This window comes from Glycomyces tenuis DSM 44171 (assembly GCF_000427885.1).
GTDB classification, from domain to species: Bacteria; Actinomycetota; Actinomycetes; order Mycobacteriales; family Micromonosporaceae; genus Glycomyces; species Glycomyces tenuis.
On the sequence record NZ_ATYW01000004.1, the window covers coordinates 259,009 to 282,775 of the forward strand.

The window sequence follows — 23,767 nt, forward strand, 5'->3', positions numbered from 1 at the left end:
ACGGTTGCGGCCGAAGGCCGCTCGCGGCGTCAGCGGGCGCGCGTATCCGCGCTACGCCGCTGTGCGTAGGCGCCGCTCCGCCGCGGCCTCAGATCCAGCCCTCCTCCCAGGCGCGGTGCGCGGCCGCGTGCCTGGAGGAGACGCCGAGCTTGGTCATCGCCGACGACAGGTAGTTGCGGACGGTGCCCGGCGCCAGGTGCACCCGCGCGGCGATCTCGCCGACCGAGGCGCCGGTCCTGGTCTCCCGCAGCACCTCCAGCTCCCGCTCGGAGAGCGGGCAGTCGTCCTCGCTCAGCGCCGACGCGGCGATGTCGGGGTCCACATAGCGCTTCCCGGCGGCGATGTCGCGGATGATCTCGGCCAGGCGCGAGGCGGGCGTCGTCTTCGGCACGAATCCGCTGACGCCCGCGGCCAGGGCGCGGCGCAGCACCCCCGGCCGGGCGTGCCTGGTGACCAGGACGATCCGGGTGGGGAGCGCGGCGCGGATCTCCTCGGCGGCGCGGAGCCCGTCGGCCGGCGGCATCTCCAGGTCCAGCACCGCGATGTCGGGCCGGTGCTGTTCGGCCAGGCGCACCGCGTCGGTCGAGGTGGAGGCCTCGGCGACGACGTCGAGGTCCGCCTCGAGGGCCAGGAGCGAGGCCAGGGCGCCCCTGAGCAGGTCCTCGTCGTCGGCCAGCAGGATCCGTATCACCTTGCCTCCATTGCATCGTCCGCTGTGTTGCCGGGAGTCCTGCCGAGCGGGAGCGAAGCGGTGACGGCGAAGCGGCCGCCCTCGTGCTCCCACGTCAGCTCGCCGCCCGCGGCCGCCAGGCGTTCGGCCAGGGCCCGCAGGCCGGTGCCCGAGCCGTCGCCGTCCGCCTCGCCCGCGCCGTCGTTCGCGATCCGCAGCCGGGCGGCGCCGTCCTCGATCCGGTAGTCGACCTCGGCGTGCGCGGCGCGGCTGTGCCGCAGCACGTTCGTGGTGGCCTCCCGCATGACCAGGCCCAGCAGGTGCCGGGCGGTGGGCGGGAGCCGGTCGATGCCCGCTGCGGCCGCGGGCTCGAGGTGCATCTCGGCGTCGATGTCGGCGGCGGCCAGGACCTTGGTGGCGTTGGCGAACTCGTCGTCGAGGGCGGTGCGCCGGTAGCCGCGCACGACCGCCCTGGTGTCCTCGAGCGCGTCGACGGCCAGTCGCTGGACCTCCTTCATCTCGGCGGCGGCACGGTCGGCGTCGGCCTCCGCCAAGCGGGCCGCCAGCTCGCTCTTGAGCGCGATGACCTGGAGGTGGTGGCCCTGGATGTCGTGCAGATCGGCCGCGAAGCGCAGCCGCTCGTTCTTGACGGCGAGCTCGGCGGCCAGCTGCTGCGTCTCGTTCAGCCGCCTGGCGATGTCCCAGGCCCACAGCGGGCCGAGCACCATGACGGCGATGAACAGGAGCAGCCCCAGGGGCATCAGCGCCGCGTGGACCACTCCGTCGTCGCCGGAGCCCACGCTGATGATCCAGCCGGGGAGCGGGGCGACGACGGCCGCCGCGGCGAGCAGGACCAGCCGCGGCCGGGGGCGCAGGAACGTCGCGGTGATGGCCACGGTCGTCGCGGGCACGACCGCCCAGATGCCGTAGTCGCGCAGGGCCAGCGAGACCACGCCGATGACCGCCGATCCGGCGTTCGCGGTGACCAGCCACCACATGGTCGAGCGGTCGAGCGGCGGCCTCGGCCTGAGCGCCATGCGCCGGTTGAGCAGGACCACGCTCGCCCAGGTGGCCGCGGCGAGGGCCGCCACGCGGACGGCCCGGAGCCAGACCGGCACGCTCTCGTCCATGACCCAGCCCGCGCCGAAGAACACCAGGAAGAACGCGGTGGTGCCGGGGACCATCCACCACGTGTAGCGGCGGAGGCCCGTCAGCTCCGTCGCCCGGTCGCTCGCGGTGTCCTGCACGCGAGTCATTGTCGCAGCTCACCGCCGGAGGCGACAGGCCGATCCCGACGCGGGCATGACAGATGTCATCCGGCGCCGTGACCGGCCCACGCCGAGTCGTCGGCTTTCGGCACTACTGGCGGCGCCGCGCGGCTGCGACCGTGGATGCAACGGGCGGATACCCCGCCCCCGTACGAAGGAGTTTCCCATGCAGACCACTGAGCGCCGCCCGGCGCACCACACGCACCACCATGGAGCCCAAGGCAAACGGCGCTTCCTGATACACTACGTCGAGATGGTCGTCGCGATGCTCGCCGGGATGTTCGTCCTCGGCGGCCTCGTCCGCGGCGTCGTGGCCCTGGCCGGCGTCGAGTACGGCATGGCCACCCACCCCGAGCTGACCATCCTGGAGATGGCCCTGGACATGTCGATCGGCATGGTCGTCTGGATGCGCGTCCGCGGCCACGGCTGGGCCGGCACGCTGGAGATGGCCGCGGTGATGATCGCCCCGGCGCTCGTCCTCGTCCCGTTCGTGCGGCTCGGCGCCCTCGGCGCGGACACCGCGATGCTCCTGGAGCACCTCGCGATGTTCCCGCTCATGTTCCTGGCCATGCTGCGCCGCCGCGGCGAGTACGGCGGGCGGCCGTCATGAGCACCACTGCGACGCAAAGCGAACGCGCCGGCCGGGGCCGCTGGCTCCTGCGGCGCTGGCCCACCGCGATCGCCCTCGCGTTCGGCGCGCTGATCTTCGGCTCCGGCGCGATCGACGCCGAGATGGTGACGGCCTTCGGCGAGCTCATCCCGCTCCTGGCCCTCGAGTACCTGCTCATCGCGAAGTTCGGCCTGCGCCGGTGGTCGTGGCCGGTGGTCGTGGCGCTCTCGGCCGTCATGACCGCGATCCAGTTCATCGGCCTGGTCCGGCCCTCGCTGGTCTTCGGCGCCCTCGCCGCGGTCGTGCTGGTCTGGGGCGCGGTCGACGGGCGGCTGTTCAAGGACGGCATGGTCCGCCTCCAGGCCGTCGGCATGGTCGCGTTCGGCGCGCTCACGCTGCTCGCCCTGGCGCTCGACTCGGAGGCGGCCCGGTACGTCGTCGCCGCGGCGTGGCTGGCCCATGGTGTCTGGGACTTCGTCCACCACCGGCTCGACAAGGTCGTCTCGCGCTCCTACGCCGAGGCGTGCGCCGTCATCGACGTCATCGTCGCGGCCGGGCTCGTGTTCCTGGCGTAGCCGTGCGACCCGCCGCCGTTCCGCCCGCGGGTCGGCGACCCGGACGGCTCCGCAGCGGAGCCGTCCGGGCCGCGCCCGGGGAGCCGCTAGGCGGTGGCCCTCAGGATCCGGGGGCGGAACAGGGCGACGGCGTTGTAGACGACGCCGAGCATCTGGTCGACCGTGGCGCCGCGCGGGTACTTGATGTTCAACTGGGCGTTGATGGTCACCGTCACGTTGTCGAGCAGCTCCAGCTCGTTCTCCGTGAGGTAGTTCTTCGCGATCCGCGCCGAGGCGGCCGTGAACGAGCCGTCGCGTTTGCGGTCGCCGTCCCGCTGGACGCGGCTCTCCCGGATGACGGCCGCCGTCATCCCGAACAGCCCGGCGTAGAGCGTGTTCTGGATCAGGCGGTAGTCCTCCGAGACGGCGCCGCCCAGCTTCAGCGAGTGCAGGACGCCCCGGTAGTCGGCCCGCTCCTGGAACCGCGTGAACCGCGCCGTCTCCAGGCGGCGGTCGACGGCGGCCGACTCCTCGGCCGACAGCAGGAACCGCCGCACCTGAGCGGCCACGGGGGAGTCGGGCAGCAGCTGGCCGGCGGCGAGCACGGCCCCGCGGGACCACACCGTCAGCTGCGAGGACCGGAGGTCGTGCTCGGACAGGCGGCCCGCGTGCCGCCCCTTGAACGCCCGCAGGCGCTCGCCGCGGAGAGCGGTGAGCCCGGCGGCCTGGAGCTCCCTGCGGTGCTGCCGGATGAGGCCCCGGACGTCCTCGACCGGCACCTCGTAGAACCGCGCCACCCGCTCAGTGGTGACGTGGACGTCGTCGGACAGGAACACCAGCGCGCCGACCTTGTCGGCGGCGTCGGCGTGATCGGCCGGGAGGGCGCTCTCCGCCTCGGCGGACGCGCGTGCGCGGACCGGCTCGGGCACCGGCGCGCGAGAATCGATCTGAACCATGTGCAGGCAACTCCTCTTCCCCTCGAGTACACCCTTATCCCCAATTTTAGTTCCTATGTACGACAAATTGCCAGCTTGCGACGCATATCCGCCCCCTTTTTCGCCGCCGGAGCGGGCTCGTAGCCTGGGATCGTGCAATTCGGAATTCTCGGGCCGCTGACCGTGTGGAACGACCGCGGCGAACCGGTCGCGATCCCCGGCCGCAAGGTCCGGGCGCTCCTGGCCGACCTGCTCCTCCACGAGGGCCGCCCCGTCTCGGCCGACCGCCTCGTCGAGGACCTGTGGGGCGAGGCCGCGCCCGCCGACCCGGCCGCGGCGCTCCACGTCCGCGTCTCGCAGCTGCGTCGCGCCCTGGCCGGGGCCGAGGCCGGAGGCCGCGAACTCGTCGTCTCCCAGGCCCCCGGCTACGCACTGCGCACCGCCCCCGAGGCGGTGGACGCCCTGCGCTTCGCCGCCCTGACCGACCGGGCCCGGCGGGCCGCCGAGCCGAAGACGCGCGCCGCGCTGCTCGGCGAGGCCCTCGGCCTGTGGCGCGGCCCCGCCCTCGCCGACTTCGCCGACGAGGCCTTCGCCCGCACGACCGTCGCCAGATGGGAGGAGCAGCGGCTCTCCGCCCTCGAATCCTCCGCCGAAGCCCGGCTCGAACTGGGCGAGCACCGCGAACTGACCGGCGAGCTCGCCGAGGCCGTGGCGGCGCACCCCTACCGGGAGCGGCTGCGCGCCGCCCACATGCGGGCCCTCCACCGCTCGGGGCGGACCGGTGAGGCCCTGGACGGCTACGCGGAACTGCGCCGCCTCCTCGCCGATGAACTGGGCCTGGACCCCGGCCCCGAGCTGGCGGCCCTGCACCGGGCCGTCCTCGCCGCGGATCCCGCCGAGGACCCGCCCGCGCCCCCGCCGCGCGCCGTCGGCCCCGCCGCGAACGTGCCCGCCCCGGTCACCGAGCTGATCGGCAGGGACCACGCCCTCAGGCGCATCAGGGAACTGCTCGCTGCCGGCCGGCTGGTCACCCTCACCGGGCCGGGCGGCGTCGGCAAGACCAGCGCCGCCGTCGCCGCCGCCAGAGCCCAGATCGAGGCCTGCCCCGAGGGCGTGTGGATGGTCGACCTGACCGCGTGGGACGGGGCGGGCGAGGCGGCCGGGCCGGTCCTGTCCGCACTGTCCATCCCAGACGCGCCGGGCAGCGCCGAGACGGAGCGCGAACGGCTCGCCGCGGCCCTGCGGCACCGGCGGACCCTGCTGGTGCTCGACAACTGCGAGCACGTCGCCGAGCCCGTCGCGGACCTGGTCGCCGAACTGCTCGCCGCCGCTCCCGGACTGCGCGTGCTCGCCACCAGCCGGGAACCGCTCCGGCTGCGCGGCGAGGCCCGCTTCGAGCTGCCGCCGCTCGAACTCCCCGACACCGACGACCCCGAGCGCCTCGCGAACGCGCCGGCCGTGCGGCTCTTCCTCGCCCGCGCCGGACTCGGGGCCGAGCCGCGGACCGTCGCCGCCGCGGCCGAGGTCTGCCGCCGCCTCGACGGCATCCCCCTCGCGCTCGAACTGGCCGCCACCCGCGCCCCGGCGCTCGGCGTCGACGAGCTGGCCGCCCGCCTGCGCGTGCCGCAGGACCGCTTCGGCCTGCTCGGCACCGGACCGCGCGACGCGCCCGACCGGCAGCGCACCCTCGCCGCCGTCATCGACTGGAGCTGGCACCTGCTCACCGACGCCGAACGCGCCGTGCTGCGCCGCCTGTCCGTCCACGTCGGCGGGTGCGTCCTCGCCGCCGCCGAGGCGGTGTGCGCCGGGGAGGGCGTCGCCGAGGCCGAGGTGCTCGACCTCGTCGCGGGACTGGTGGACCGCTCCCTGGTGGCCCGCGGCGACGATGGCCGCCTCCGGCTGCTGGAATCGGTCGGCGCCTACTGCCAGGGACGCCTCCGCGAGGCCGGAGAGGAGGCCGCGCTGCGGCGCCGCCACGCCGAGCACTACCTGGCCCTCGCCGAGCGCGCCGACCCGCTCCTGCGCGGACCCGAGCAGCGACAGTGGCTCCACCGCCTCGACGCCGAGGCCGCGAACCTGCGCGCCGCCCTGGAGACCTTCCGCCGCGAGGGCGCCGCCGAGCACGCCCTGCGGCTCGCCGTGGCCCTGGTCTGGCACTGGCACCTGCGCGGCCGCCTCACCGAGGCGCGCCGGGCCCTGGAGACCGCGCTCGCCGTCGAAGGCAAGGCGCCCGAACCGCTCCGCGCCATCGCCGGGGCCTGGCACACCGCCTTCGCGGCCCTCCAGGGACGGGCTGAGGCCGCGCTCGCGGTGGCGGCGGCGCGCGAGCTCGACGGCTCGGAGGACCCGGACGGGCACACCCGCCTCGCGTGGTTCCTGGCGAACGCCGTCATCGACTTCGGCGACGAGGCCGTCACGATGGAGCTGCTGGAGCCGGCGCTGCGCATGTCGCGGTCCCGAGGCGACCGCTGGGGCGAGGCCGCGGCGCTGAGCACCCGCGCCATGCTCGGGCACTTCCACGGCGACCTGGCCGCCCTGGAACGCGACGCCCGCCGCAGCGCCGAACTCTTCGGCGAGCTCGGCGACGACTGGGGCGCTCTCCAGGCCGGCGACTGGCTGATCGGCCTGGCCGATCTGACCGGCGACTACGCCGGGGGCGTGCGGATCGCCCGCCAGGGCCTCGACCTCGCCCAGGACCTCGGCCTGTGGTCCGATGTGGCCGGGCAGCTCTCCTGGCTGGCATGGCTCTCGTTCCAGGTCGGCGACCTCCATGCCGCCGCCGAGCACGCCGAGCAGGCGAAGCGGCTGACGGCCGAGCAGGGGCCGCTGGCCGTGGAGGTCTTCGCCACCATCACCCTTGCCTTCGCCGCCCGGCGCGACGGCAGGCTCGACCTGGCGGAGGAGCATCTGCGGTGGCTGCTCGAGCGCGCCGACGAGCAGCGGACCGACGGCGGCCACCCGATGTACCTGACGATCGTCCTGGTCGAACTGGGGCACCTCGCCGCGCGGCGAGGCGATCCGGACGCGGCCCTGGCATGGCACGGCCGGAGCTGGGACGTGGCCCGCGGGCAGGGCTCGGGCCGCGAGGCGGCGCTGGTGCTGACGGGCATGGCCGAGGCGCTCGCGCTGGGCGGCCGCTCCGAGGCGGCCGCGCGGCTGCTGGGCGCCGCCGAGGCCATGCGGAGCGCCTCCGAGGTGCCGCTGTCCGACATGGACCGGGCCGAGGTCGAGCGGATCACCGCCGCCGTCCGCGCCGCCGAGCCGCGCTTCGACGAGCTGTTCGCGAGCGGCACCGGGCTCGGAGCCGACGAGGCCCGGTCCCTCGCGGAGGGGGACCGGGCCTGAGTCTCGTGCGGCGGAGGTCTACTTGGGAACGTAGACGTGCACGGCGATGCCGGAGTCGAAGCGCTCGATGTCGGCCAGCTTGAGGTGGGTGGTGTCGAAGCCGGCGCCTTCGAACAGGTGCCTGCCGGCGCCGACGACGACCGGGAAGTACCAGAAGTGGAACTCGTCGATCAGGCCGTGCTCGACGAGCGCGCGGTCCAGCTCGCCGGTGCCCCACTTGAGGATGTCCTTGCCCGGCTGCTCCTTGAGCTCCGCGACCGCCTCGGCCACGTCGCCTTGGAGGACGGTGGCCTCGTTCCAGTCGATCTCGGTGATGGTCCGCGAGGCGATGTACTTCGGCGTGTTGTTGAAGACCTCCGCCTCGGGTCCCTCCCTGGTGGACCAGGCCTCGGCGAACGCCTCGCCGGTGACCCGGCCCAGCAGGAAGGCGCCGGCCGAGCCCAGCAGCTTCCCGGCGTAGTTGTTGTGGTCCTCGTCCCAGTACGGCTGGCCCCAGTGCTGCGGTTCGGCCCGGGAGGCCGTGGAGGGGTCGGTGTCGCTGATGACGCCGTCCAGTGACACGAACGTGGATTCGATGAGCTTGCGCATGGCGGTTCCCCTTGCGTTCCCGTCGGCGGCCCGGTGCCGTCGACCTGATGAGACCATCGTGCCGCCCGGCCCTTACGGTTTTCTTACGATCGCCTGACTGCCGCCACCAGGCGGGGGAGGACCTCGCCGATCGGCTCGCGCAGCACCGCGTGCGCGTAGCGGTCGTACGGGGTGGGCTCGGCGTTCACGATGACCAGCCGGGCCCCGACCTCGAGCGCGCAGTCGCACAGCCCGGCCGCGGGGTGGACGGTCAGCGAGGTGCCGATCGCGATGAACAGCTCGCATTCGGTGGCGGCCTTGACGGCCGAGGCGATCACGTCCTGGTCCAGCCGCTGGCCGAAGGAGATCGTGGCCGATTTGAGGATCCCGCCGCACCGCAGGCAGGACGGGTCGTCCTCGCCCGCCTCGATCCTGGGGAGCACCTCGGGCATGGGGGCGCGGTCGCCGCAGTCGAGGCATGCCGCCCATCGGGCGGTGCCGTGGAGCTCGACGACCCGCTCGGCCGCCGAGCCGGCCCGCTGGTGCAGGCCGTCGATGTTCTGGGTGAGGATCGCCGTCAGGCGCCCGTCCGCCTCGAGCTCGACGAGGGCCCGGTGGGCGGCGTTGGGCTCGGCCTCCCAGACGGGGCTGGCCAGCCGGGCCCGCCACGCCTGGCGCCGCACCTCGGGGTCGGCCAGGTAGTTCTCGATGGTGAACAGGGACTGCGCGGCCGGGTTCTTCGTCCACACGCCCTGGGGGCCGCGGAAGTCGGGGATGCCGGAGTCGGTGGAGATCCCGGCGCCGGTCAGCACGGCGACGGCGGCGGCCTTCTCGAGCCAGCGGGCGGCCTCCGCCTCGGGGGTCATGGGGGCGGTCACTCCACGAAGGTACCGCTTCGGCCCGGCGGGCCGGGCGGCCCCTCGGGCGCGGGGCACGTGATAAGGTCATCTACAAACCGACCAGACGGTACGGAGTTGTGCATGGATCGATTCGCGGGCAGAGTCGCCCTGATCACCGGAGCGAGCCGGGGCATCGGCCTCGCCGTCGCCCGGCGCCTGGTGTCCGAAGGGGCCTCGGTGGTCGTCACCGGACGCGACGAGGACGCCCTGAAGGAGGCGGTCGCCGGCCTCGGCGAAGCGCGCGCCTCCGGCGTCGCCGGACGGGCCGACGACGCCGCGCACCGCGCCGCCGCCATCGCCCACGCCGTCGAGCGCTTCGGTGGACTCGACCACCTGGTCAACAACGCGGGTGTCAACCCCGCCTGGGGGCCGCTCGCGGAGCTCGACGCGAACGTCGCCCGCAAGATCTTCGAGGTCAACGTCCTCGCGGCACTGGAGTGGACGCGCGAGGCCCTCGCCGCCGGGAACCTCAGGTCCGTATTGAACACGGCCTCGATCGCGGGCACCGCCGCCAGCGACAACATCGGCTTCTACGGCGTCTCCAAGGCCGGGCTGATCAACCTGACCGCCCAGCTCGCCGAGGAGCTCGCGCCCGCCGTCCGCGTCAACGCCCTCGCGCCCGCCGTCGTGAAGACCAAGCTCTCCAGGGCCCTCTACGAGGGCCGCGAGGAGCGGGTCGCCCGAGCCTACCCGCTGGGCCGCCTCGGCGTGCCCGAGGACGTGGCCGGGCCCGCCGCGTTCCTCCTGTCCGACGACGCCGCGTGGGTCACCGGCCAGACCCTGAAGGTCGACGGCGGCGCGAGCATCAGGCCGGTGGGGTGAAGGATGGGAACCATGAAGACCACGAACGTCGCCGACGACGTGCTCCGCGCCGCCCTCGAACTGTTCGCCGCCCAGGGGTACGCCAATACCAGCGTGCAGCAGATCGTGAAGGCCGCGGGCGTCACCAAGGGCGCCATGTACCACTACTTCACGTCCAAGGACGACCTGCTCTTCGCGATCTACGAGCGGATGCTCTCGCTCCAGAAGCGACGGCTCGACGAGATCATCGAGCAGGGCGGCGACACCGCCGTGGACGTGCTGCGGGCCGTGTGCGAGGACGTCGTCGTCACCTCCATCGACTTCCTGCCCGAGGGCACCGTCTTCTTCCGCAGCCAGCACATGCTCACCCCCGAGCGGCAGCGCGAGGTCAAGCGCCGCAGGCGCGAGTACCACGACGAGTTCGCCGAGCTCATCGCCCGCGGCCAGGCCGAGGGCGCCCTCCGCGACGACGTCCCGGTCTCGGTGCTCATCGCGCACTTCTTCTCCGACGTCCACTACCTATCGCACTGGTACTCGCCCGAGGGCCCCGAGGACAAGACCGAGGTCGCCCAGCAGCTCACCGAGCTGTTCCTGCGCGGCATCAGGAGGACCGATGGCTGAGACGATGCGGGCCTGGCACGTCACCGCGCACGGCGAGCCCGAGCGGGTGATGGCGCTCCGGGAGGTCGAGGCGCCGAGGCCCGGTCCGGGGGAGGTCCTCGTCCGGGTCCGCGCCGTGGCCGTGAACTTCCCCGACGTGCTCTTGGCCCGCGGCCGGTACCAGGAGCGCCCCGAACTGCCGTTCACCCCCGGCATCGAGCTGTGCGGCGAGGTCGCCGCGCTCGGCGAGGGCGTCACCGGCCTGGCGGAAGGGCAGCGCGTCGTCGGATCGAAGATCGGCGTGATGGCCGAGTACGCGACGGTGCCCGCCCGGGCGGTCCGCCCCGCCCCCGCCTCGCTCGACGACGCGGCCGCCGCCGCGCTGACCATCGCCTACCAGACGGCCTGGTTCGGCCTGCACCGCCGCGCCGCGATCCGCCGCGGCGAGACCCTCCTCGTGCACGCCGCCGCCGGAGGCGTCGGCACGGCGGCCTGCGCGCTCGGCGCCGCGGCGGGCGCCGAGGTGGTCGGCGTGGTCGGCGACGAGGCCAAGGCCGAGGTCGCCCGGGCCGCGGGCGCCGGGAAGGTCCTGCTGCGCGAGGACGACTGGGCGGCCGCGGTCAAACGCGACCACGGGGGCGCCGACGTCGTCTTCGATCCCGTGGGCGGCGCGGCGTTCGAGGGCTCGACGCGCTGCGTCGCCTTCGAGGGCCGCATCGTCGTGGTCGGCTTCGCGAGCGGCGAGATGCCGACGGTCCCCGCGGGCCACGCCCTGGTGAAGAACTACAGCGTGCTCGGCCTGCACTGGGCCCTGTACCAGCAGCGGCGCCCCGAGCTCGTCGACCGGGCGCACGAGGAGTTCACGCATCTGGCCGAGGAGGGCGTCGTCCGCCCGGCGGTGAGCGAGGTCGTGCCGTTCGAAGCGGCGGCGTCGGCGGTCCAGCGGCTCGCGGGCGGGACGACGACCGGGCGGCTCGTGGTGCGGGTCGCGTCATGAGTATGTCAACTGTGGATATATGCGCGTCGACGGTGCGGTGAAGGAGCGGCAGTGGCGGACATGAGCGGGCGCGTCGCGGTCGTGACCGGCGGATCGCGCGGCATCGGCGAGACTTACGTTCGGGCCCTGCACGAGGCCGGGGCGCGCGTCGTCATAGCCGACGTCCTCGCCGCCGAGGGCAAGGCGCTGGCCGCCGAGCTGGGGGAGGGCGCCCGCTTCGCCGAACTCGACGTGACCGACGAGGACGCCTGGGCCCGCGTCGTCGCGGAGACCGTCGAGTCCTTCGGCGCCGTCGACGCGCTGGTGAACAACGCCGGGATCGCCAACGCCGCGCCGATCGAGCACTTCTCGCTGGAGAAGTGGCACGCCGTGATCGGGGTGAACCTCACCGGCACCTTCCTCGGCTGCCGGGCCGTCGTGCCCGCGATGAAGGCCGCCGGGCGCGGCTCGATCGTCAACGTCTCCTCAGTGGAGGGGCTGCGCGGCAGTGCCCGCCTGCACGGGTACACGGCCTCGAAGTTCGCGGTGCGCGGGCTGACCAAGTCCCTCGCCGTCGAGCTCGGGCCCTCGGGCATCAGGGTGAACTCGATCCACCCCGGCTTCATCGCCACGGACATGACGACGCGGATCGACCCCGAAGCGCTGGTCATCCCGCTGTCCCGCCCGGGCGTCCCCGCCGACCTGGCCGGGGCGGTCCTGTTCCTCGCGAGCGAGGCCTCGGCGTACCTCACCGGCACCGAGCTCGTGGTCGACGGCGGCATGACCGCGGGCGTCCCGCACCGCTGAGTTGTCGGCGCGGCGAGGTGAATTCCCTGCGCCAGTGACATACCGTCCGGTCGGTATTTCATGTAGAGTGACAGACATTACCCCCCGACACGAAGAGGTGCCGAACCCGACGATGACGACCACGACCCCTCCCCGCAGCGCGGTGCCCCGACTCGAGGTCACCGGCCTCGAAGTGGCCTTCGGCGGCCTGACGGCCCTCGACGGCGTCTCCTTCGCCGTCGGCGACGGCGAGACCGTCGCCCTCATCGGACCGAACGGCGCGGGCAAGACCACCGTCTTCAACGCCGTGTGCGCCCTGGTGCGCCCCCGGGCCGGGAGCGTGCGGATCGCGGGCCGCTCGGCGCCGCCGCGGCCCACCCGCCTCCTCGCCGCGGGCGTCGCCCGCACCCTCCAGGGGCTCGGCCTCTTCGAGCGGATGACCGTCCTCGAGAACGTCCTCGTCCCGCTGTCGAGCCTGGGCGGCCCCGCCGCCCGCCGGACAGAGCGGGCCCTTGCCGCCCTCGCCGAGCTCGGTCTCGCCGAGGCCGCCGACCGCCCCGCCGGGACGCTCCCGTACCCCGAGCGCAAACGCCTCGCGCTCGCGCGCGCCCTCGTCACCGAACCCAGCCTCCTCCTGCTCGACGAGCCCGCCGGCGGCCTCGGCGAGGCCGACATCGCCGCCCTCGCCGCGACCGTCCGCGCCGTGGCGGGCGCCGGATGCGCCGTCCTGCTCGTGGAGCACCACGTCGACTTCGTCATGGACGTCGCCGACCGCGTGGTCGTCCTCGACTTCGGGAAGGTCATCGCCTCCGGCGAACCGGACGAGGTCCGATCGGACCCCGCCGTCGAAGAGGCCTACCTCGGCCTGGAGGCCGCCCCATGAGCACCTTCGCCTTCCACGAGCTGACCGTCGGCTACGGCGACGGCGCCCCGGTCATCGCCGGTTTGAGCCTCGAGATCCCCGACGGCGCCGTCGTCGCCCTGCTGGGCGCGAACGGCGCCGGGAAGACCACCCTCCTGCGCGCCGCCTGCGGCCTCGTGCCCGCCCGCGGCGGCCGGGTCCTGCTCGACGGGGAAGACCTGAGCGGACTGTCCACCGAGGACCGGGTGCGGCGCGGCCTCGCGCTCGTCCCCGAAGGACGCAGCGTCGTCGCCGAGCTCACCGTCGAGGAGAACCTCCGCCTCGGCGCCCTGTGGCGCCACCGCGGCCCCGCCCGCACCCGCGCCGTCGAGGCCGCCTACGAGCTGTTCGAACCGCTCGCCCGCCGCCGCGGCGCGGCCGGGCACACCCTCTCCGGCGGCGAGCGCCAGATGCTCGCCCTGGCCCGCGCGCTCGTCGCCGACCCCACCGTGCTCCTGCTCGACGAGCCCTCGCTCGGGCTCGCCCCGCTCGTGGTCTCCCAGCTCCTCGGGGTCCTGCGCGACACCGCCGAACGCACCGGCCTGACCGTGCTCCTCGCCGAGCAGAACGTCACCGGCGCCCTGTCCGTCGCCGACCGCGGCGTGGTCCTGTCCCTCGGCGAGGCGGTGGCCGACCGGCCCGCCGCCTCCCTCGCCGCCGACCCCGCCCTCCGGCACGCCTACCTCGGATTCTGAAAGGAGCCCAGTGGACCGCTTCGTCTTCCTCCTCTCGACCGGACTGGCGCGCGGCGCCGTCCTGGCGCTCTTCGCCCTGTCCCTGGTCATCGTGTGGCGCGCGGCCAGGGTGGTGAACTTCGCGCAGGCCGCCATGGCGGTGGTCGCCGTGTACGCCGCCTTCGCCCTGACCGCCGCCTCCGGCTCGTACTGGCTCGGGCTCGCGGGCGGGCTCGCCATCGGCGCGCTCCTCGGCGCGGCCGTCGAACGCGGCCTCATGCGGCGACTGCCGCACCTGACGCCGCTGCCCGGCATGATCGTCGCGATCGGACTGGTGATGGTGCTCCAGTCCGGGCTCGCGATCGCCTTCGGGCCCGAGCACCGGCCGATGCGCCCGCCGTTCTCCGAGCGCCCCTTCGTCATCGGCGGCGTCCCCGTGCTCTCCCCCTACGAGCTGTTCGTCCTCGTCACCGCCGCGGCCGTCATGGGCGCGCTCGCGCTGCTGTTCACCCGGACCTCGCTGGGCCTGCGGCTGCGGGCCGCGGCCTTCGCCCCCGAGACCTCCCGGCTCCTGGGGGTGCGCGTGCCGCGGATGGTCACCCTCGGCTGGACGCTCTCGGTGGCGACGGCCGCCCTGGCCGCACTCCTGCTGGTGCCCACCGAACTCGGGCTCAACCCGCACGCCGCCGACCTGCTCTTCGTCAACGCCTTCGCCGTGGCCGTGGTCGGCGGGCTCGACTCGCCGCTCGGGGCGCTCGCGGCCGGGATCGGCGTCGGCGTGCTCTCCGGCCTCGTCACCGGGTACGTCTCGGCCTCGGCCGCCCCGCTGGCCGTGCTCGCGCTGCTGATGGTCGTGCTCCTGCTGCGGCCCGGCGGCCTCTTCGCGCCGAAGGAGGCCAGGCGGGCATGAGACTCACCCTGCGCGCCGCGCTCATCACCCTCGCCGCGATCGCCGCGACCTTCGGACTCGACCCCTTCCGCAACTACCAGCTCGCCACCGCCGCGGGCGTCTTCGCCGCCGTCGCCGGCCTGACCGTCCTGGTCGGACTCACCGGCCAGCTCTCCCTCGGCCACGCGGTCCTCATGGCCGCGGGCGGCTACGGCTACGCCGCGGCGGCCACCGCCGTCGAGGAGACCGCCCCCTGGCCGCTCGTCCTCCTCACCGGGCTCGGCGGCGCCGCGGCCGCCTCCGGCGTCCTGGGACTCCTGCTCGGCTTGGCCGCGGCGCGCCTCCGCGGCCCCTATCTCGCCGGGCTCACCCTCGCCCTGGTCATCGCCCTGCCCTCGGCGGCGAACGTCCTGCCGCTCGGCGGCGAGCAGGGCCGCCCCGCGCCGTTCTTCCCGGTGCCGGAGGCGCTCTCGGCCCTCATCGCGGTCGAGCAGTGGCACGCCTGGCTCGCGATCGCCGTCAGCGCGGCGGCCGTGACCCCGCTCGTCGCCCTCCGAAGCGGGCGGGCGGGCCTGCGCATGCGGGCCGTGCTCGGCGACGAGACCGCCGCCCGGCTCTCCGGAGTGGACCCGGCGCTGGTCAAGACGGGCGCGTTCCTCGCGAGCGCGATCCCCGCCGGACTCGGCGGCGCGGTGCTGGCGATCGCCACCCAGCAGGTCGCGCCCGGCGGCTACGGACTCGCCTTCTCCCTGCTGCTCGTGGTCGCCGCCGTCATCGGCGGGCTCGGCAGCATCGGCGGCGCCGCGATCGGCTCCGTCCTCGTCGTCGCACTGCCGTGGCTGGTCGACACCGCCGCCGAGGCCGTCCCCGCCGACCTCGGGCAGCGGCTCACCGGGAACCTCGCCGTCCTCCTCTTCGGCGCGGTCGTCATCGCGGTGACCCTCGCCCGGCCCGGCGGCATCGCGAGCCTCCTCACCGGCCGGACCCGAACCGGAAAACCCATCAAGGACCGAATCCCTTCCGAAGACGCAGCGCTTTCCACGAACACAGAGAGGTGATCGGAATGCACACCCCCGAGAGCAGGGCGGCCCTCGCGGCCCTGGCGACCGCGGCGCTCCTCGGCGCCGCCGCATGCAGCACCCCCGACGAGGACGAGACCCCCGGCGTCACCGACGACACGGTGACCATCGGCACCCACCAGCCCCTCACCGGCCCGGCCGCGGCCGGATACTCCACGATCTCGGCGGCCACCGAGGCCTACTTCGCCTACGTCAACGACAACGGCGGCATCCACGGCCGCGACATCGAGTACATCGTCAAGGACGACGCCTACGACCCCGCGAACACCCAGGATGTCGTGCGCGAGCTCGTCACCGAGGACGAGGTCCTCGCCATCGTCAACGGCCTCGGCACCCCCACCCACACCACCGTGCTCGACTACCTCGACGAGCAGGGCGTGCCCGACCTGTTCGTCTCCTCCGGCTCCCTCAACTGGAACCAGCCCGGCGTCTACCCGAACACCTTCGCCTTCAACGCCGACTACGTCACCGAGGGCGCCGCCCTCGCCCAGTACGCGATGGAGCAGCACCCCGACGCGGCGATCTGCGTGCTCGGCCAGGACGACGACTACGGCGAGGGCATCCTCGAAGGCGTCGAGGCCGTCGTCGGCGGCAACCAGATCGCCGAGATCCAGACCTACTCCACCTCCAACGAGGACGTCTCCGCGCAGATCGGCGCCATGATGGAGGCCGGCTGCGAGGTCAACGTGCTCGGCACCATCAACGGCTTCACCGCGCTCGCCGTCGGCACCGCCGCCGAGCTCGACTGGTTCCCGCAGTGGTACGTCTCCTCCTCCGGCGGCGACTACCCCACGCTCGTCGGCTACCTCGGCGACGACCTCGCACCCCAGCTCCTCCAGGGCATGGTCAGCGTCAACTACCTGCCCTTCAGCGCCGACGACCCGTGGGTCGAGCTGTTCCGGCAGATCAACGACGAGTACAACGACGGCGCGCCGTTCACCGGCAACACCGTCTTCGGCATGAGCGTGGGCTACCTGTTCGCCGAGGCGCTCGCCGCCGCCGGGGAGGACCCCACGCGCGAGTCCCTCGTCGCCGCCGTCGAGTCCGGCGAGCTGCTCGGCAACGGCATCGTGCCGCTCTCCTACGGCGAGGACGACCACGCCGCGTACCGCAGCGTCGGCATCACGGCCGTGAACGAGGGCGTGCAGGACTACGTGGACGCCGTCTACAGCGTCGACGCGGGCCGGGTGACGCCCGTCGAAGCCGAACCGGTGCCGCTCGAGAACGAGGGCGTCCCCGCCGGAGGACTCCGGCGAGTGACCCGCGCCCCGGCGCAGCGCCGGGGCGCACGACTGGAAAGGAAACCGCATGGCGAAGTCGACCGCGGCGCCCGGGCTCGACGTGGACGGCCTGGGCCGGTGGCTGACTCGGGAGCACCCGGAACTGGCCCGCGGCCGCCCGCTGACGGCCGCGCTCATCGGCGGCGGACGCAGCAACCTCACCTACCGGGTGGACGGCGCGGCCGTGCCGCTCGTGCTGCGCCGCCCGCCGCTGGGCCACGTCCTGTCGACGGCGCACGACATGCGCCGCGAGCACCGGGTCATCTCGGCGCTGCGGGGCGTCGTCCCCGTGCCGTCCACCGTCGACCTCGTCGACGACGCCGAGGCGGGCGAGGTGACCGGCACGGACTTCTTCGTCATGGAGCACGTTGCCGGCCGGGTGCTGTCCGATCCCGCGCAGAACCGGGAGTGGACGGCCTCCGGCCTGCGGCGGCTCGGCCTCGAACTGGCCGAGGTGCTGGCCGAGCTCCACGCCGCCGACCCCGAGGCGGTCGGCTTGGGCGACTTCGGCCGCCCCAGCGGCTACCTCGACCGGCAGATGGCGACCTGGCGGCGGCAGTACGACGCCTCCCGCTCGCGCGAACTGCCCGCCCTCGACGCGCTCCAGGACCGCCTCGCGCGCTCGGTGCCCGAGAGCGGGAGGCGCTCGGGCGTCGTCCACGGCGACTACCGGCTCGACAACCTCATCGTCGCCGGGGAGCCGGACGCGCCGCGCGTCGCCGCCGTCCTCGACTGGGAGATGGCCACGCTCGGCGACCCGCTGGTGGACCTCGGCATGCTCGGCATGTACTGGCACATCCGCGAACTGCCCGGCGGCCCGGTCGCCTCGAGCGCGATCGCGCCCGGCGCGGGCTACCCCGAGTTCGACGAGGTCGTGGACGCCTACGCCGCCCGTTCCGGGACGGCCGTCCCCGATCTGTCCTGGTACCGCGCCTTCGCCTGCTACAAGCTCGCGGTGATCCTCGAGGGCATCCACTACCGCTACACCGGCGGCCAGACCGTCGGCGAGGGCTTCGACAGGATCGGCGCGCTCGTCGCGCCGCTGGCCGAGGAGGGGCTGGCGCGCGCGTCGGCCGGAAAGGACGCCTGATGGACTTCGCCCCCGACGCGCGCACCGCCGAGTTGACCGAGCGGACGCGCGCCTTCGTCGACGAGCTCGTGCTCCCCGCCGAGCCGGTGTTCGAGGCCGAAGTGGAGGCCGCCGCGGACGACTGGTCGACTCGCCCCGCCGTCCGCTCCCTCCGGCGAGAGGCCCGCGAACGCGGGCTGTGGAACCTGTTCCTGCCCGGGGAGCACGGCGCCGGGCTCACGAACCTCCAGTACGCGCCCGTCGCCGAGCTGTCCGGGCGCAGCCCCAGGCTCGCCCCGGCCGCGATGAACTGCGCCGCACCGGACACGGGGAACATGGAGCTGCTGGCCCACTTCGGCACGCCCGAGCAGCGGTCCGAATGGCTCGAGCCCCTGCTGGACGCGCGGATCCGCTCGGCGTTCTGCATGACCGAACCCGCCGTGGCCTCCTCGGACGCCTCGCGGATCGCCACCCGCATCCGCCGCGACGGCGATGCGTTCGTCATCGACGGCCGCAAGTGGTTCGCCACCGGCGCCATGAACCCCGACTGCGCCCTGCTCATCGTCATGGGCAAGACCGACCCGGCGGGGCCGCGGCACCGGCAGCAGTCGATGGTCCTGGTCCCGCGCGGGACGCCGGGCGTGACCGTGGTGCGGCCCTTGACCGTCTTCGGCTACGACGACCGCGACCACGGCGGCCACGCCGAGATCGCCTTCGACGGCGTCCGCGTGCCCGCGTCGAACCTCCTCGGCGAGGAGGGCGGCGGCTTCGCGATCGCGCAGGCGCGCCTGGGCCCCGGGCGCGTCCACCACTGCATGCGGGCGCTCGGCATGGCCGAACGCGCCCTGGACCTCGTCCGCGCCCGCGCGGCCGAGCGCGTCGCCTTCGGTGGGCCGCTCGCCGACAAGGGCGCCGTCCGCGCCTGGGCCGCCGAGGCCCGCATCGAGATCGAGGCCCTGCGCCTCCTCGTGCTCAAGACCGCCTGGCTCATGGACACCGTCGGCAACCAGCGCGCCATGACAGAGATCCAGGCCATCAAGATCGCCGTCCCCCGCGCCGTGCAGCGCATCCTCGACCGGGCGATCCAGCTGTTCGGCGCCGCCGGGCTGTCCGGCGACCGGCCCCTGGCCGCGATGTTCGCCGCCGCGCGCGCCATGCGCCTCGCCGACGGCCCCGACGAGGTCCACCTGGCCGCGCTCGGCAGGGCCGAGCTGCGGCGGCAATCCTGAAAGACTCCCTTTTGGAGGAAAGCATGACGCACCGAACCGACACCGCCGTCGACGGCCCCGGCTACGGCACCCTCTCGATCGCGAGCATCCTCGCCGAGACCGCCCGCCGCGCCCCCGAGAGGCCCGCCCTGCACTTCATGGGCCGCACCATCCCCTACGGCGCCCTGTGGGACCAGACCCGCGCCTACGCGGGCGCGCTCGCCGCGCGGGGGATCGGCCCCGGCTCGCGCGTGGCGATGATCGTCCCGAACGTGCCCGACTTCCCGCGCGTCTACTACGCCGCCCTGTCCCTCGGCGCCGTCGTGGTCCCGATCCACCTGCTGTTCAAGGCCGATGAGATCGCGTTCGTCCTCGCCGACGCCGAGGCCGACCTCGTCGTGGCCGCGGCGCCCATGCTCGCCGAGGCCGCCCCCGCCGCCGCGCGGGCGGGCGTCCCGCTGGCGACGGTCCTGGCCCCTGACGGGCTCGAGCTCGGCGGCGCGCCCGTCGCGCGCCTGGAGGCCGAGGCGGAGGCGGCGACCCCGATCGTCCGCCACACCCCGATGAACCCGCTCGCCGCCGCGACGATCCTGTACACCTCGGGCACCACCGGCACGCCGAAAGGCGCCGTCGGCTCGCACCTGGCGATGATCGAGCAGGTGCACTGCTCCCTCATCGACTCCTTCGACATGCGAGCCGACGACATCGTCTACGGCGGCCTGCCGTTCTTCCACTCCTTCGGGCAGATGGCCGTGCTCAACATCGCCTTCCGCGTCGGCGCCTCGATCATCCTGCTGCCGAAGTTCGATCCCGACGAGGCGCTGGAGCTCCTGGTGCGGCACGGGGCGACCGCGTTCACGGCCGTCCCGACGAACTTCGCCGGCATGGTCGCCGCCGCCGCGCGCAACCCCGAGCGCCCGCCGCTGCGGTACGCCGTCTCCGGCGGCGCGGCGCTGCCCCCGGCGCTGCTGGAGGCGTTCCAGGAGGCCTACGGCGCCGAGGTCCACGAGGGCTACGGTCTGACCGAGACCTCGCCCTCGTGCACCTTCAACACCGTCTTCGAGCCGATCCGGCCCGGCACCGTGGGCCGTCCCATGTGGGGCGTGGACGTCGCCGTCGCCGAGGCGAAGACCGAAGGGCGGATCGAGCTGATCGCCGAGCCGGACACGCTCGGCGAGATCGTCGTGCGCGGGCACAACCTCATGAAGGGCTACCTCGGCCGCCCCGACGCCTCCGAGGCCGCCGTCGTGGACGGCTGGTTCCGCACCGGCGACCTCGGCACCGTCGACGCCGACGGCATCGTCACGATCGTCGACCGCAAGAAGGACATGATCATCCGCAACGGCTACAACGTGTACCCCTCCGAAGTGGAGGCCGTGCTCGCCGCGTACCCCGGCGTGGCGCTCGCCGCGGTGTTCGGGCTGCCGCACGAGACGCACGGGCAGGAGGTGCACGCCGCCGTCGTCCCCGCCGAAGGGGCGTCCGTGGACCCGGCGGCGGTGGTGGCCCACATGAAGGAGAAGGTCGCGGCCTACAAGTACCCGCGGGTGGTGCACGTCGTGGACGAGCTCCCGCTGGGTCCGAGCGGCAAGGTTCTCAAGCGGGAGCTCGTCGCCCGGTTCACTTCCTAGCGTGGACCTCGAGCCGCTCGGTCACCGCCGAGCGGATCGGCTCGGGGACCGGGACCGGGCGGCGGTCCTCTCGGCCCACGAACACGTGCGTGAACGTGCCGCGGGCCAGCGCCCCGCTCCGGTCCGGCGCGCCGCGGCGCAGGATCGCCAGGTCCCAGGTGATCGAGGTGCCCCCGAGCCGGGCGACGGCCACGTCCACCTCGAGGACCTCGGGGAACGAGGCCGAGGCGAGGAACTCGCACGAGGACGCCCGCGCCACCCCGATCACCGGGCCTGACACCTCCAGGCCGGCGTGGCGGATCATCCAGGTGTTCACCGCCGTGTCCATCGCTTCGTAGTACACGGTGTTGTTCATGTGGCCGTACTGGTCGTTGTCGTTCCAGCGCAGCGGGAACGGATGGCGGTAGCCGGTCATGGCAGCTCCTTCGGGGCGGCGGTGCCCGATTGGCGCGGACCCGCTCTACGCTGGGTCCGACGATGCGGATAATGTTGCATACTAGACACAGACCGACCGGTCGGAATGTGCGGCCCGGCTCGGCGAGGAACGGAGAGACGATGACGCTGCTGGACGCCGACTGCTACGCCTTCCAGGACCTGCTCACGCCCGTGGAACGGGAGGCCGCGCTGGCGCTGCGCGAGTTCATGGAGCGCGAGGTCCGCCCCGTCGCGGACGAGTACTGGGACCGCGCCGAGTTCCCGCACCACCTCATCCCCGGCATCGCCGCGACCGGCGTGGTCGGCGCGGCGTGGCCCGAGTCGGCCCGCTTCGAGAACAGCGCCGTCTTCCGCGGCTGGGCGGGCCTCGAGCTCGCGCGCGTGGACGCCTCCTTCGCGACCTTCGTCGGCGTGACCAGCGGCCTGGCGATGACCTCGATCGGCGTCGGCGGCTCCGAGGAGCAGCGCGCCGAATGGCTGCCGCGCCTGGGCCGCTGCGAGGCGATCGGCGCCTTCGGCCTGACCGAGCCGCTGTCCGGCTCCGACGTCGCCCGCGGCCTGCGCACCACCGCCACCCGCGAGGGCGATACTTGGATCCTCAACGGCGCCAAGCGCTGGATCGGGAACGCCACCTTCGCCGACGTCACCGTCATCTGGGCCAAGGACACCGCCGACGACCGGGTCAAGGGCTTCCTCGTCCGCAAGGACACGCCCGGCTTCGAGGCGGTCAAGATCGAGCGCAAGCAGTCGCTGCGCTCGGTGCAGAACGCCGACATCACGCTCACCGACGCGGCCGTCCCCGAATCCGACCGGCTCCAGCGCGTCGAGTCCTTCCGGGACGTCGCGCAGATCCTCAGGCTCACCCGCACCGGAGTCGCCTGGGAGGCCGTCGGCATCGCCGTCGGCGCCTACGAGGCCGCCGTGCGCTACGCCGCCGAGCGTGAGCAGTTCGGCAAGCCGATCGGCTCCTTCCAGCTCGTGCAGGACAAGCTCGCGAACTCCCTGGCCGACATCACCGCGAGCCTGGGCATGTGCGTCCGCGCCTCCCAGATGCAGGACGAGGGCCGCCAGAACGACGAGCACTCCGCCCTCGCCAAGGCCTTCGTCACCGCGCGGATGCGCGAGACCGTCGGCCGCTGCCGGGAGATCCTGGGCGGCAACGGCATCCAACTCGACCACGGCGTCGCGCGCCACTTCGCCGACGCCGAGGCCGTCTACTCCTACGAAGGCACCCGCGACATGAACAACCTCATCGTCGGGCGCGCGATCACCGGCCGCCAGGCCTTCGTCTGACCGCTCCGACGCCACCACCGCAAGGAGGACCACCATGACCGAGGCCTACATCGCCGCCACCGCGCGCTCGCCCATCGGGCGCGCCCACAAGGGATCGCTGAAGGACGTCCGCGCCGACGACCTCGCCGCGCTGATGGTCCGCGCGGCCGTCGACAAGGTCCCCGGACTCGACCCGGCCCGCGTGGACGACCTGCTGCTCGGCTGCGGCATGCCCGGCGGCCGCCAGGGCATGAACATGGCCCGCATCGTGGCCGTCCTGCTCGGCTGGGACACGGTGCCGGGCGCCACGGTGACGCGGTACTGCTCCTCCAGCCTCCAGACCACCCGCATGGCCTTCCACGCGATCAAGGCCGGGGAGGGCGAGGTGTTCGTCTCGGCCGGCGTGGAGTCGGTGAGCGGCATGGACATCGGCTCCAGCGACCGCATTCCGGGCACGGAGCTGGAGAACCCGGTCTTCGCCGATGCCGTGGCCCGCACCGCGAAGCGGGCCGGAGGCGGCGATCCGCAGTGGACCGACCCGCGCGAGGCCGATCGCCTCCCCGACCCGTACATCGCGATGGGCCAGACCGCCGAGAACGTCGCCGCCCTGCGCGGCGTCACCCGCGAGGAGCAGGACGCCTTCGCCGCGCGCAGCCAGCAGCGCGCCGAACGCGCGATCGCCGAGGGCTTCTGGGCCCGCGACATCACCCCCGTGACGCTCCCCGACGGCACGGTCGTGGCGGCCGACGACGGCCCCCGGCCGGGCACGACGGTCGAGAAACTGGCGGCGCTGGACCCGGTGTTCCGGCCCGGCGGCACCGTCACCGCCGGGAACGCCTGCCCGCTCAACGACGGCGCCGCGGCCCTCGTCGTGGTCTCCGAGCGGATCGTCGACGAACTCGGGCTCGATCCCATCGCCCGGATCGTCTCGACGGGCGTCGGCGGCCTCTCGCCGGAGATCATGGGCCTCGGACCGGTGGAGGCGAGCCGCCGCGCGCTCGCCTTGGCGGGCCTGACGATCGACGACATGGACCTCGTCGAGATCAACGAGGCCTTCGCCGCGCAGGTGATCCCCTCGGCGCGGGAACTCGGCGTCGACGACGAGCGCCTGAACGTCAAGGGCGGCGCGATCGCCGTCGGCCATCCCTTCGGCATGACCGGCGCGCGCATCACCTCCACGCTCCTCAACGCGCTCGCCGACACCGGCGGACGCTACGGCCTCGAGACGATGTGCGTCGGCGGCGGCCAGGGCATGGCGATGGTCCTCGAGCGGCTGTGAGCCGAGCGCGCCGGGCCGCCCTTGCGCCACGAAATGTTA

At 73.8% G+C, this 23,767-nt stretch carries 22 protein-coding genes and 1 pseudogene; 17 read left to right on the forward strand and 6 right to left on the reverse strand.

Annotated features, from left to right (window positions below):
- Positions 1 to 88: 88 nt before the first annotated feature.
- Positions 89 to 691, reverse strand: a complete 603-nt coding sequence (locus tag YWW_RS0108305; protein ID WP_026929766.1) for a response regulator transcription factor — start codon at positions 689 to 691, stop codon at positions 89 to 91.
- Entirely contained in the window at positions 688 to 1,917 is a 1,230-nt protein-coding gene (locus tag YWW_RS0108310; RefSeq protein WP_026929767.1) for a sensor histidine kinase, read from the reverse strand. Before YWW_RS0108310 ends, YWW_RS0108305 begins: the two co-directional genes overlap by 4 nt.
- A 187-nt stretch (positions 1,918 to 2,104) precedes the next feature.
- Here YWW_RS0108310 and YWW_RS0108315 point away from each other — a divergent pair, with 187 nt between their 5' ends.
- Together YWW_RS0108315 and YWW_RS0108320 are read left to right on the forward strand one after the other, a co-directional pair.
- Positions 2,105 to 2,548, forward strand: a complete 444-nt coding sequence (locus YWW_RS0108315) for a hypothetical protein (RefSeq protein WP_026929768.1) — start codon at positions 2,105 to 2,107, stop codon at positions 2,546 to 2,548.
- Positions 2,545 to 3,123 (forward strand): hypothetical protein, encoded by a 579-nt coding sequence (locus tag YWW_RS0108320; protein ID WP_026929769.1) that lies wholly within the window; start codon positions 2,545 to 2,547, stop codon positions 3,121 to 3,123. The genes YWW_RS0108315 and YWW_RS0108320 overlap by 4 nt, the downstream gene beginning before the upstream one ends.
- Positions 3,124 to 3,209: 86 nt before the next feature.
- Here YWW_RS0108320 and YWW_RS33890 read toward each other — a convergent pair whose 3' ends face one another.
- Entirely contained in the window at positions 3,210 to 4,058 is an 849-nt protein-coding gene (locus YWW_RS33890; RefSeq protein WP_155830020.1) for a hypothetical protein, read from the reverse strand.
- Between the two features lie 132 nt (positions 4,059 to 4,190).
- Here YWW_RS33890 and YWW_RS29065 point away from each other — a divergent pair, with 132 nt between their 5' ends.
- Positions 4,191 to 7,382 (forward strand): AfsR/SARP family transcriptional regulator, encoded by a 3,192-nt coding sequence (locus tag YWW_RS29065; protein WP_051325526.1) that lies wholly within the window; start codon positions 4,191 to 4,193, stop codon positions 7,380 to 7,382.
- An 18-nt stretch (positions 7,383 to 7,400) separates the two neighbouring features.
- On the opposite strand, the gene YWW_RS0108335 is transcribed toward YWW_RS29065, so the two are convergent.
- Positions 7,401 to 7,970 carry a dihydrofolate reductase family protein gene (locus tag YWW_RS0108335; RefSeq protein WP_026929770.1) on the reverse strand — a complete coding sequence of 190 codons (570 nt, stop codon included), beginning with the start codon at positions 7,968 to 7,970 and terminating at the stop codon, positions 7,401 to 7,403.
- An 83-nt stretch (positions 7,971 to 8,053) separates the two neighbouring features.
- Positions 8,054 to 8,815 carry a Sir2 family NAD-dependent protein deacetylase gene (locus tag YWW_RS0108340; RefSeq protein WP_035696370.1) on the reverse strand — a complete coding sequence of 254 codons (762 nt, stop codon included), beginning with the start codon at positions 8,813 to 8,815 and terminating at the stop codon, positions 8,054 to 8,056.
- A gap of 114 nt (positions 8,816 to 8,929) precedes the next feature.
- Between YWW_RS0108340 and YWW_RS0108345 the strand changes: the two genes are divergently transcribed.
- From YWW_RS0108345 to YWW_RS0108400, 12 genes and pseudogenes are all read left to right on the forward strand, one after another.
- Positions 8,930 to 9,670: an SDR family oxidoreductase gene (locus YWW_RS0108345; protein WP_035696368.1), complete on the forward strand. Its 741-nt coding sequence runs from the start codon at positions 8,930 to 8,932 to the stop codon at positions 9,668 to 9,670.
- Positions 9,671 to 9,682: 12 nt separating this feature from the next.
- Complete coding sequence (locus tag YWW_RS0108350; RefSeq protein WP_026929773.1) at positions 9,683 to 10,270, forward strand: TetR/AcrR family transcriptional regulator; 588 nt, start codon at positions 9,683 to 9,685, stop codon at positions 10,268 to 10,270.
- A gap of 4 nt (positions 10,271 to 10,274) precedes the next feature.
- A complete protein-coding gene (locus tag YWW_RS0108355; protein ID WP_026929774.1) occupies positions 10,275 to 11,246 on the forward strand; it encodes a zinc-binding dehydrogenase in 972 nt (323 codons plus the stop codon).
- 60 nt (positions 11,247 to 11,306) lie between these two features.
- Entirely contained in the window at positions 11,307 to 12,032 is a 726-nt protein-coding gene (locus tag YWW_RS0108360) for a glucose 1-dehydrogenase (RefSeq protein ID WP_026929775.1), read from the forward strand.
- A gap of 112 nt (positions 12,033 to 12,144) precedes the next feature.
- The gene (locus YWW_RS0108365) at positions 12,145 to 12,894 is read left to right on the forward strand and encodes an ABC transporter ATP-binding protein (protein ID WP_035696366.1); all 750 of its coding nucleotides are present in this window, start codon (positions 12,145 to 12,147) and stop codon (positions 12,892 to 12,894) included.
- Positions 12,891 to 13,607, forward strand: coding sequence for an ABC transporter ATP-binding protein (locus tag YWW_RS0108370; protein ID WP_026929777.1), 717 nt, complete (start codon positions 12,891 to 12,893; stop codon positions 13,605 to 13,607). Before YWW_RS0108365 ends, YWW_RS0108370 begins: the two co-directional genes overlap by 4 nt.
- Before the next feature lie 10 nt (positions 13,608 to 13,617).
- Positions 13,618 to 14,496, forward strand: coding sequence for a branched-chain amino acid ABC transporter permease (locus YWW_RS0108375; protein ID WP_026929778.1), 879 nt, complete (start codon positions 13,618 to 13,620; stop codon positions 14,494 to 14,496).
- A complete protein-coding gene (locus YWW_RS29070; protein ID WP_035704198.1) occupies positions 14,493 to 15,533 on the forward strand; it encodes a branched-chain amino acid ABC transporter permease in 1,041 nt (346 codons plus the stop codon). The genes YWW_RS0108375 and YWW_RS29070 overlap by 4 nt, the downstream gene beginning before the upstream one ends.
- 5 nt (positions 15,534 to 15,538) lie before the next feature.
- Positions 15,539 to 16,681 (forward strand): annotated as a pseudogene (locus YWW_RS37955) (ABC transporter substrate-binding protein); the annotation flags it as partial.
- A gap of 181 nt (positions 16,682 to 16,862) precedes the next feature.
- Positions 16,863 to 17,924, forward strand: coding sequence for a phosphotransferase family protein (locus tag YWW_RS0108390; RefSeq protein ID WP_026929779.1), 1,062 nt, complete (start codon positions 16,863 to 16,865; stop codon positions 17,922 to 17,924).
- Positions 17,924 to 19,132 (forward strand): acyl-CoA dehydrogenase family protein, encoded by a 1,209-nt coding sequence (locus YWW_RS0108395; protein WP_026929780.1) that lies wholly within the window; start codon positions 17,924 to 17,926, stop codon positions 19,130 to 19,132. The genes YWW_RS0108390 and YWW_RS0108395 overlap by 1 nt, the downstream gene beginning before the upstream one ends.
- A gap of 23 nt (positions 19,133 to 19,155) precedes the next feature.
- Positions 19,156 to 20,742 carry an AMP-binding protein gene (locus tag YWW_RS0108400; RefSeq protein WP_026929781.1) on the forward strand — a complete coding sequence of 529 codons (1,587 nt, stop codon included), beginning with the start codon at positions 19,156 to 19,158 and terminating at the stop codon, positions 20,740 to 20,742.
- Here YWW_RS0108400 and YWW_RS0108405 read toward each other — a convergent pair.
- Positions 20,732 to 21,157, reverse strand: a complete 426-nt coding sequence (locus YWW_RS0108405; RefSeq protein ID WP_026929782.1) for an acyl-CoA thioesterase — start codon at positions 21,155 to 21,157, stop codon at positions 20,732 to 20,734. The genes YWW_RS0108400 and YWW_RS0108405 overlap by 11 nt on opposite strands.
- Before the next feature lie 140 nt (positions 21,158 to 21,297).
- On the opposite strand from YWW_RS0108405, the gene YWW_RS0108410 reads away from it, so the two are divergent.
- A complete protein-coding gene (locus YWW_RS0108410; protein ID WP_035696361.1) occupies positions 21,298 to 22,470 on the forward strand; it encodes an acyl-CoA dehydrogenase family protein in 1,173 nt (390 codons plus the stop codon).
- Between the two features lie 34 nt (positions 22,471 to 22,504).
- Entirely contained in the window at positions 22,505 to 23,728 is a 1,224-nt protein-coding gene (locus YWW_RS0108415) for an acetyl-CoA C-acetyltransferase (protein ID WP_026929784.1), read from the forward strand.
- Positions 23,729 to 23,767 lie beyond the last annotated feature (39 nt).

What these genes read in the sequence shown, in the direction of transcription:
- YWW_RS0108405 (WP_026929782.1), bottom strand. Translation starts at nt 21,157, where the DNA reads ATGACCGGCTACCGCCATCCGTTCCCGCTGCGCTGGAACGACAACGAC.
- YWW_RS0108335 (WP_026929770.1), bottom strand. Translation starts at nt 7,970, where the DNA reads ATGCGCAAGCTCATCGAATCCACGTTCGTGTCACTGGACGGCGTCATC.
- YWW_RS0108415 (WP_026929784.1), top strand. Translation starts at nt 22,505, where the DNA reads ATGACCGAGGCCTACATCGCCGCCACCGCGCGCTCGCCCATCGGGCGC.
- YWW_RS0108340 (WP_035696370.1), bottom strand. Translation starts at nt 8,815, where the DNA reads ATGACCCCCGAGGCGGAGGCCGCCCGCTGGCTCGAGAAGGCCGCCGCC.
- YWW_RS0108355 (WP_026929774.1), top strand. Translation starts at nt 10,275, where the DNA reads ATGCGGGCCTGGCACGTCACCGCGCACGGCGAGCCCGAGCGGGTGATG.
- YWW_RS0108395 (WP_026929780.1), top strand. Translation starts at nt 17,924, where the DNA reads ATGGACTTCGCCCCCGACGCGCGCACCGCCGAGTTGACCGAGCGGACG.
- YWW_RS29070 (WP_035704198.1), top strand. Translation starts at nt 14,493, where the DNA reads ATGAGACTCACCCTGCGCGCCGCGCTCATCACCCTCGCCGCGATCGCC.
- YWW_RS0108350 (WP_026929773.1), top strand. Translation starts at nt 9,683, where the DNA reads ATGAAGACCACGAACGTCGCCGACGACGTGCTCCGCGCCGCCCTCGAA.
- YWW_RS0108370 (WP_026929777.1), top strand. Translation starts at nt 12,891, where the DNA reads ATGAGCACCTTCGCCTTCCACGAGCTGACCGTCGGCTACGGCGACGGC.
- YWW_RS0108410 (WP_035696361.1), top strand. Translation starts at nt 21,298, where the DNA reads ATGACGCTGCTGGACGCCGACTGCTACGCCTTCCAGGACCTGCTCACG.
- YWW_RS0108320 (WP_026929769.1), top strand. Translation starts at nt 2,545, where the DNA reads ATGAGCACCACTGCGACGCAAAGCGAACGCGCCGGCCGGGGCCGCTGG.
- YWW_RS0108365 (WP_035696366.1), top strand. Translation starts at nt 12,145, where the DNA reads ATGACGACCACGACCCCTCCCCGCAGCGCGGTGCCCCGACTCGAGGTC.
- YWW_RS33890 (WP_155830020.1), bottom strand. Translation starts at nt 4,058, where the DNA reads ATGGTTCAGATCGATTCTCGCGCGCCGGTGCCCGAGCCGGTCCGCGCA.
- YWW_RS0108360 (WP_026929775.1), top strand. Translation starts at nt 11,307, where the DNA reads ATGAGCGGGCGCGTCGCGGTCGTGACCGGCGGATCGCGCGGCATCGGC.
- YWW_RS0108345 (WP_035696368.1), top strand. Translation starts at nt 8,930, where the DNA reads ATGGATCGATTCGCGGGCAGAGTCGCCCTGATCACCGGAGCGAGCCGG.
- YWW_RS0108400 (WP_026929781.1), top strand. Translation starts at nt 19,156, where the DNA reads ATGACGCACCGAACCGACACCGCCGTCGACGGCCCCGGCTACGGCACC.
- YWW_RS0108315 (WP_026929768.1), top strand. Translation starts at nt 2,105, where the DNA reads ATGCAGACCACTGAGCGCCGCCCGGCGCACCACACGCACCACCATGGA.
- YWW_RS0108390 (WP_026929779.1), top strand. Translation starts at nt 16,863, where the DNA reads ATGGCGAAGTCGACCGCGGCGCCCGGGCTCGACGTGGACGGCCTGGGC.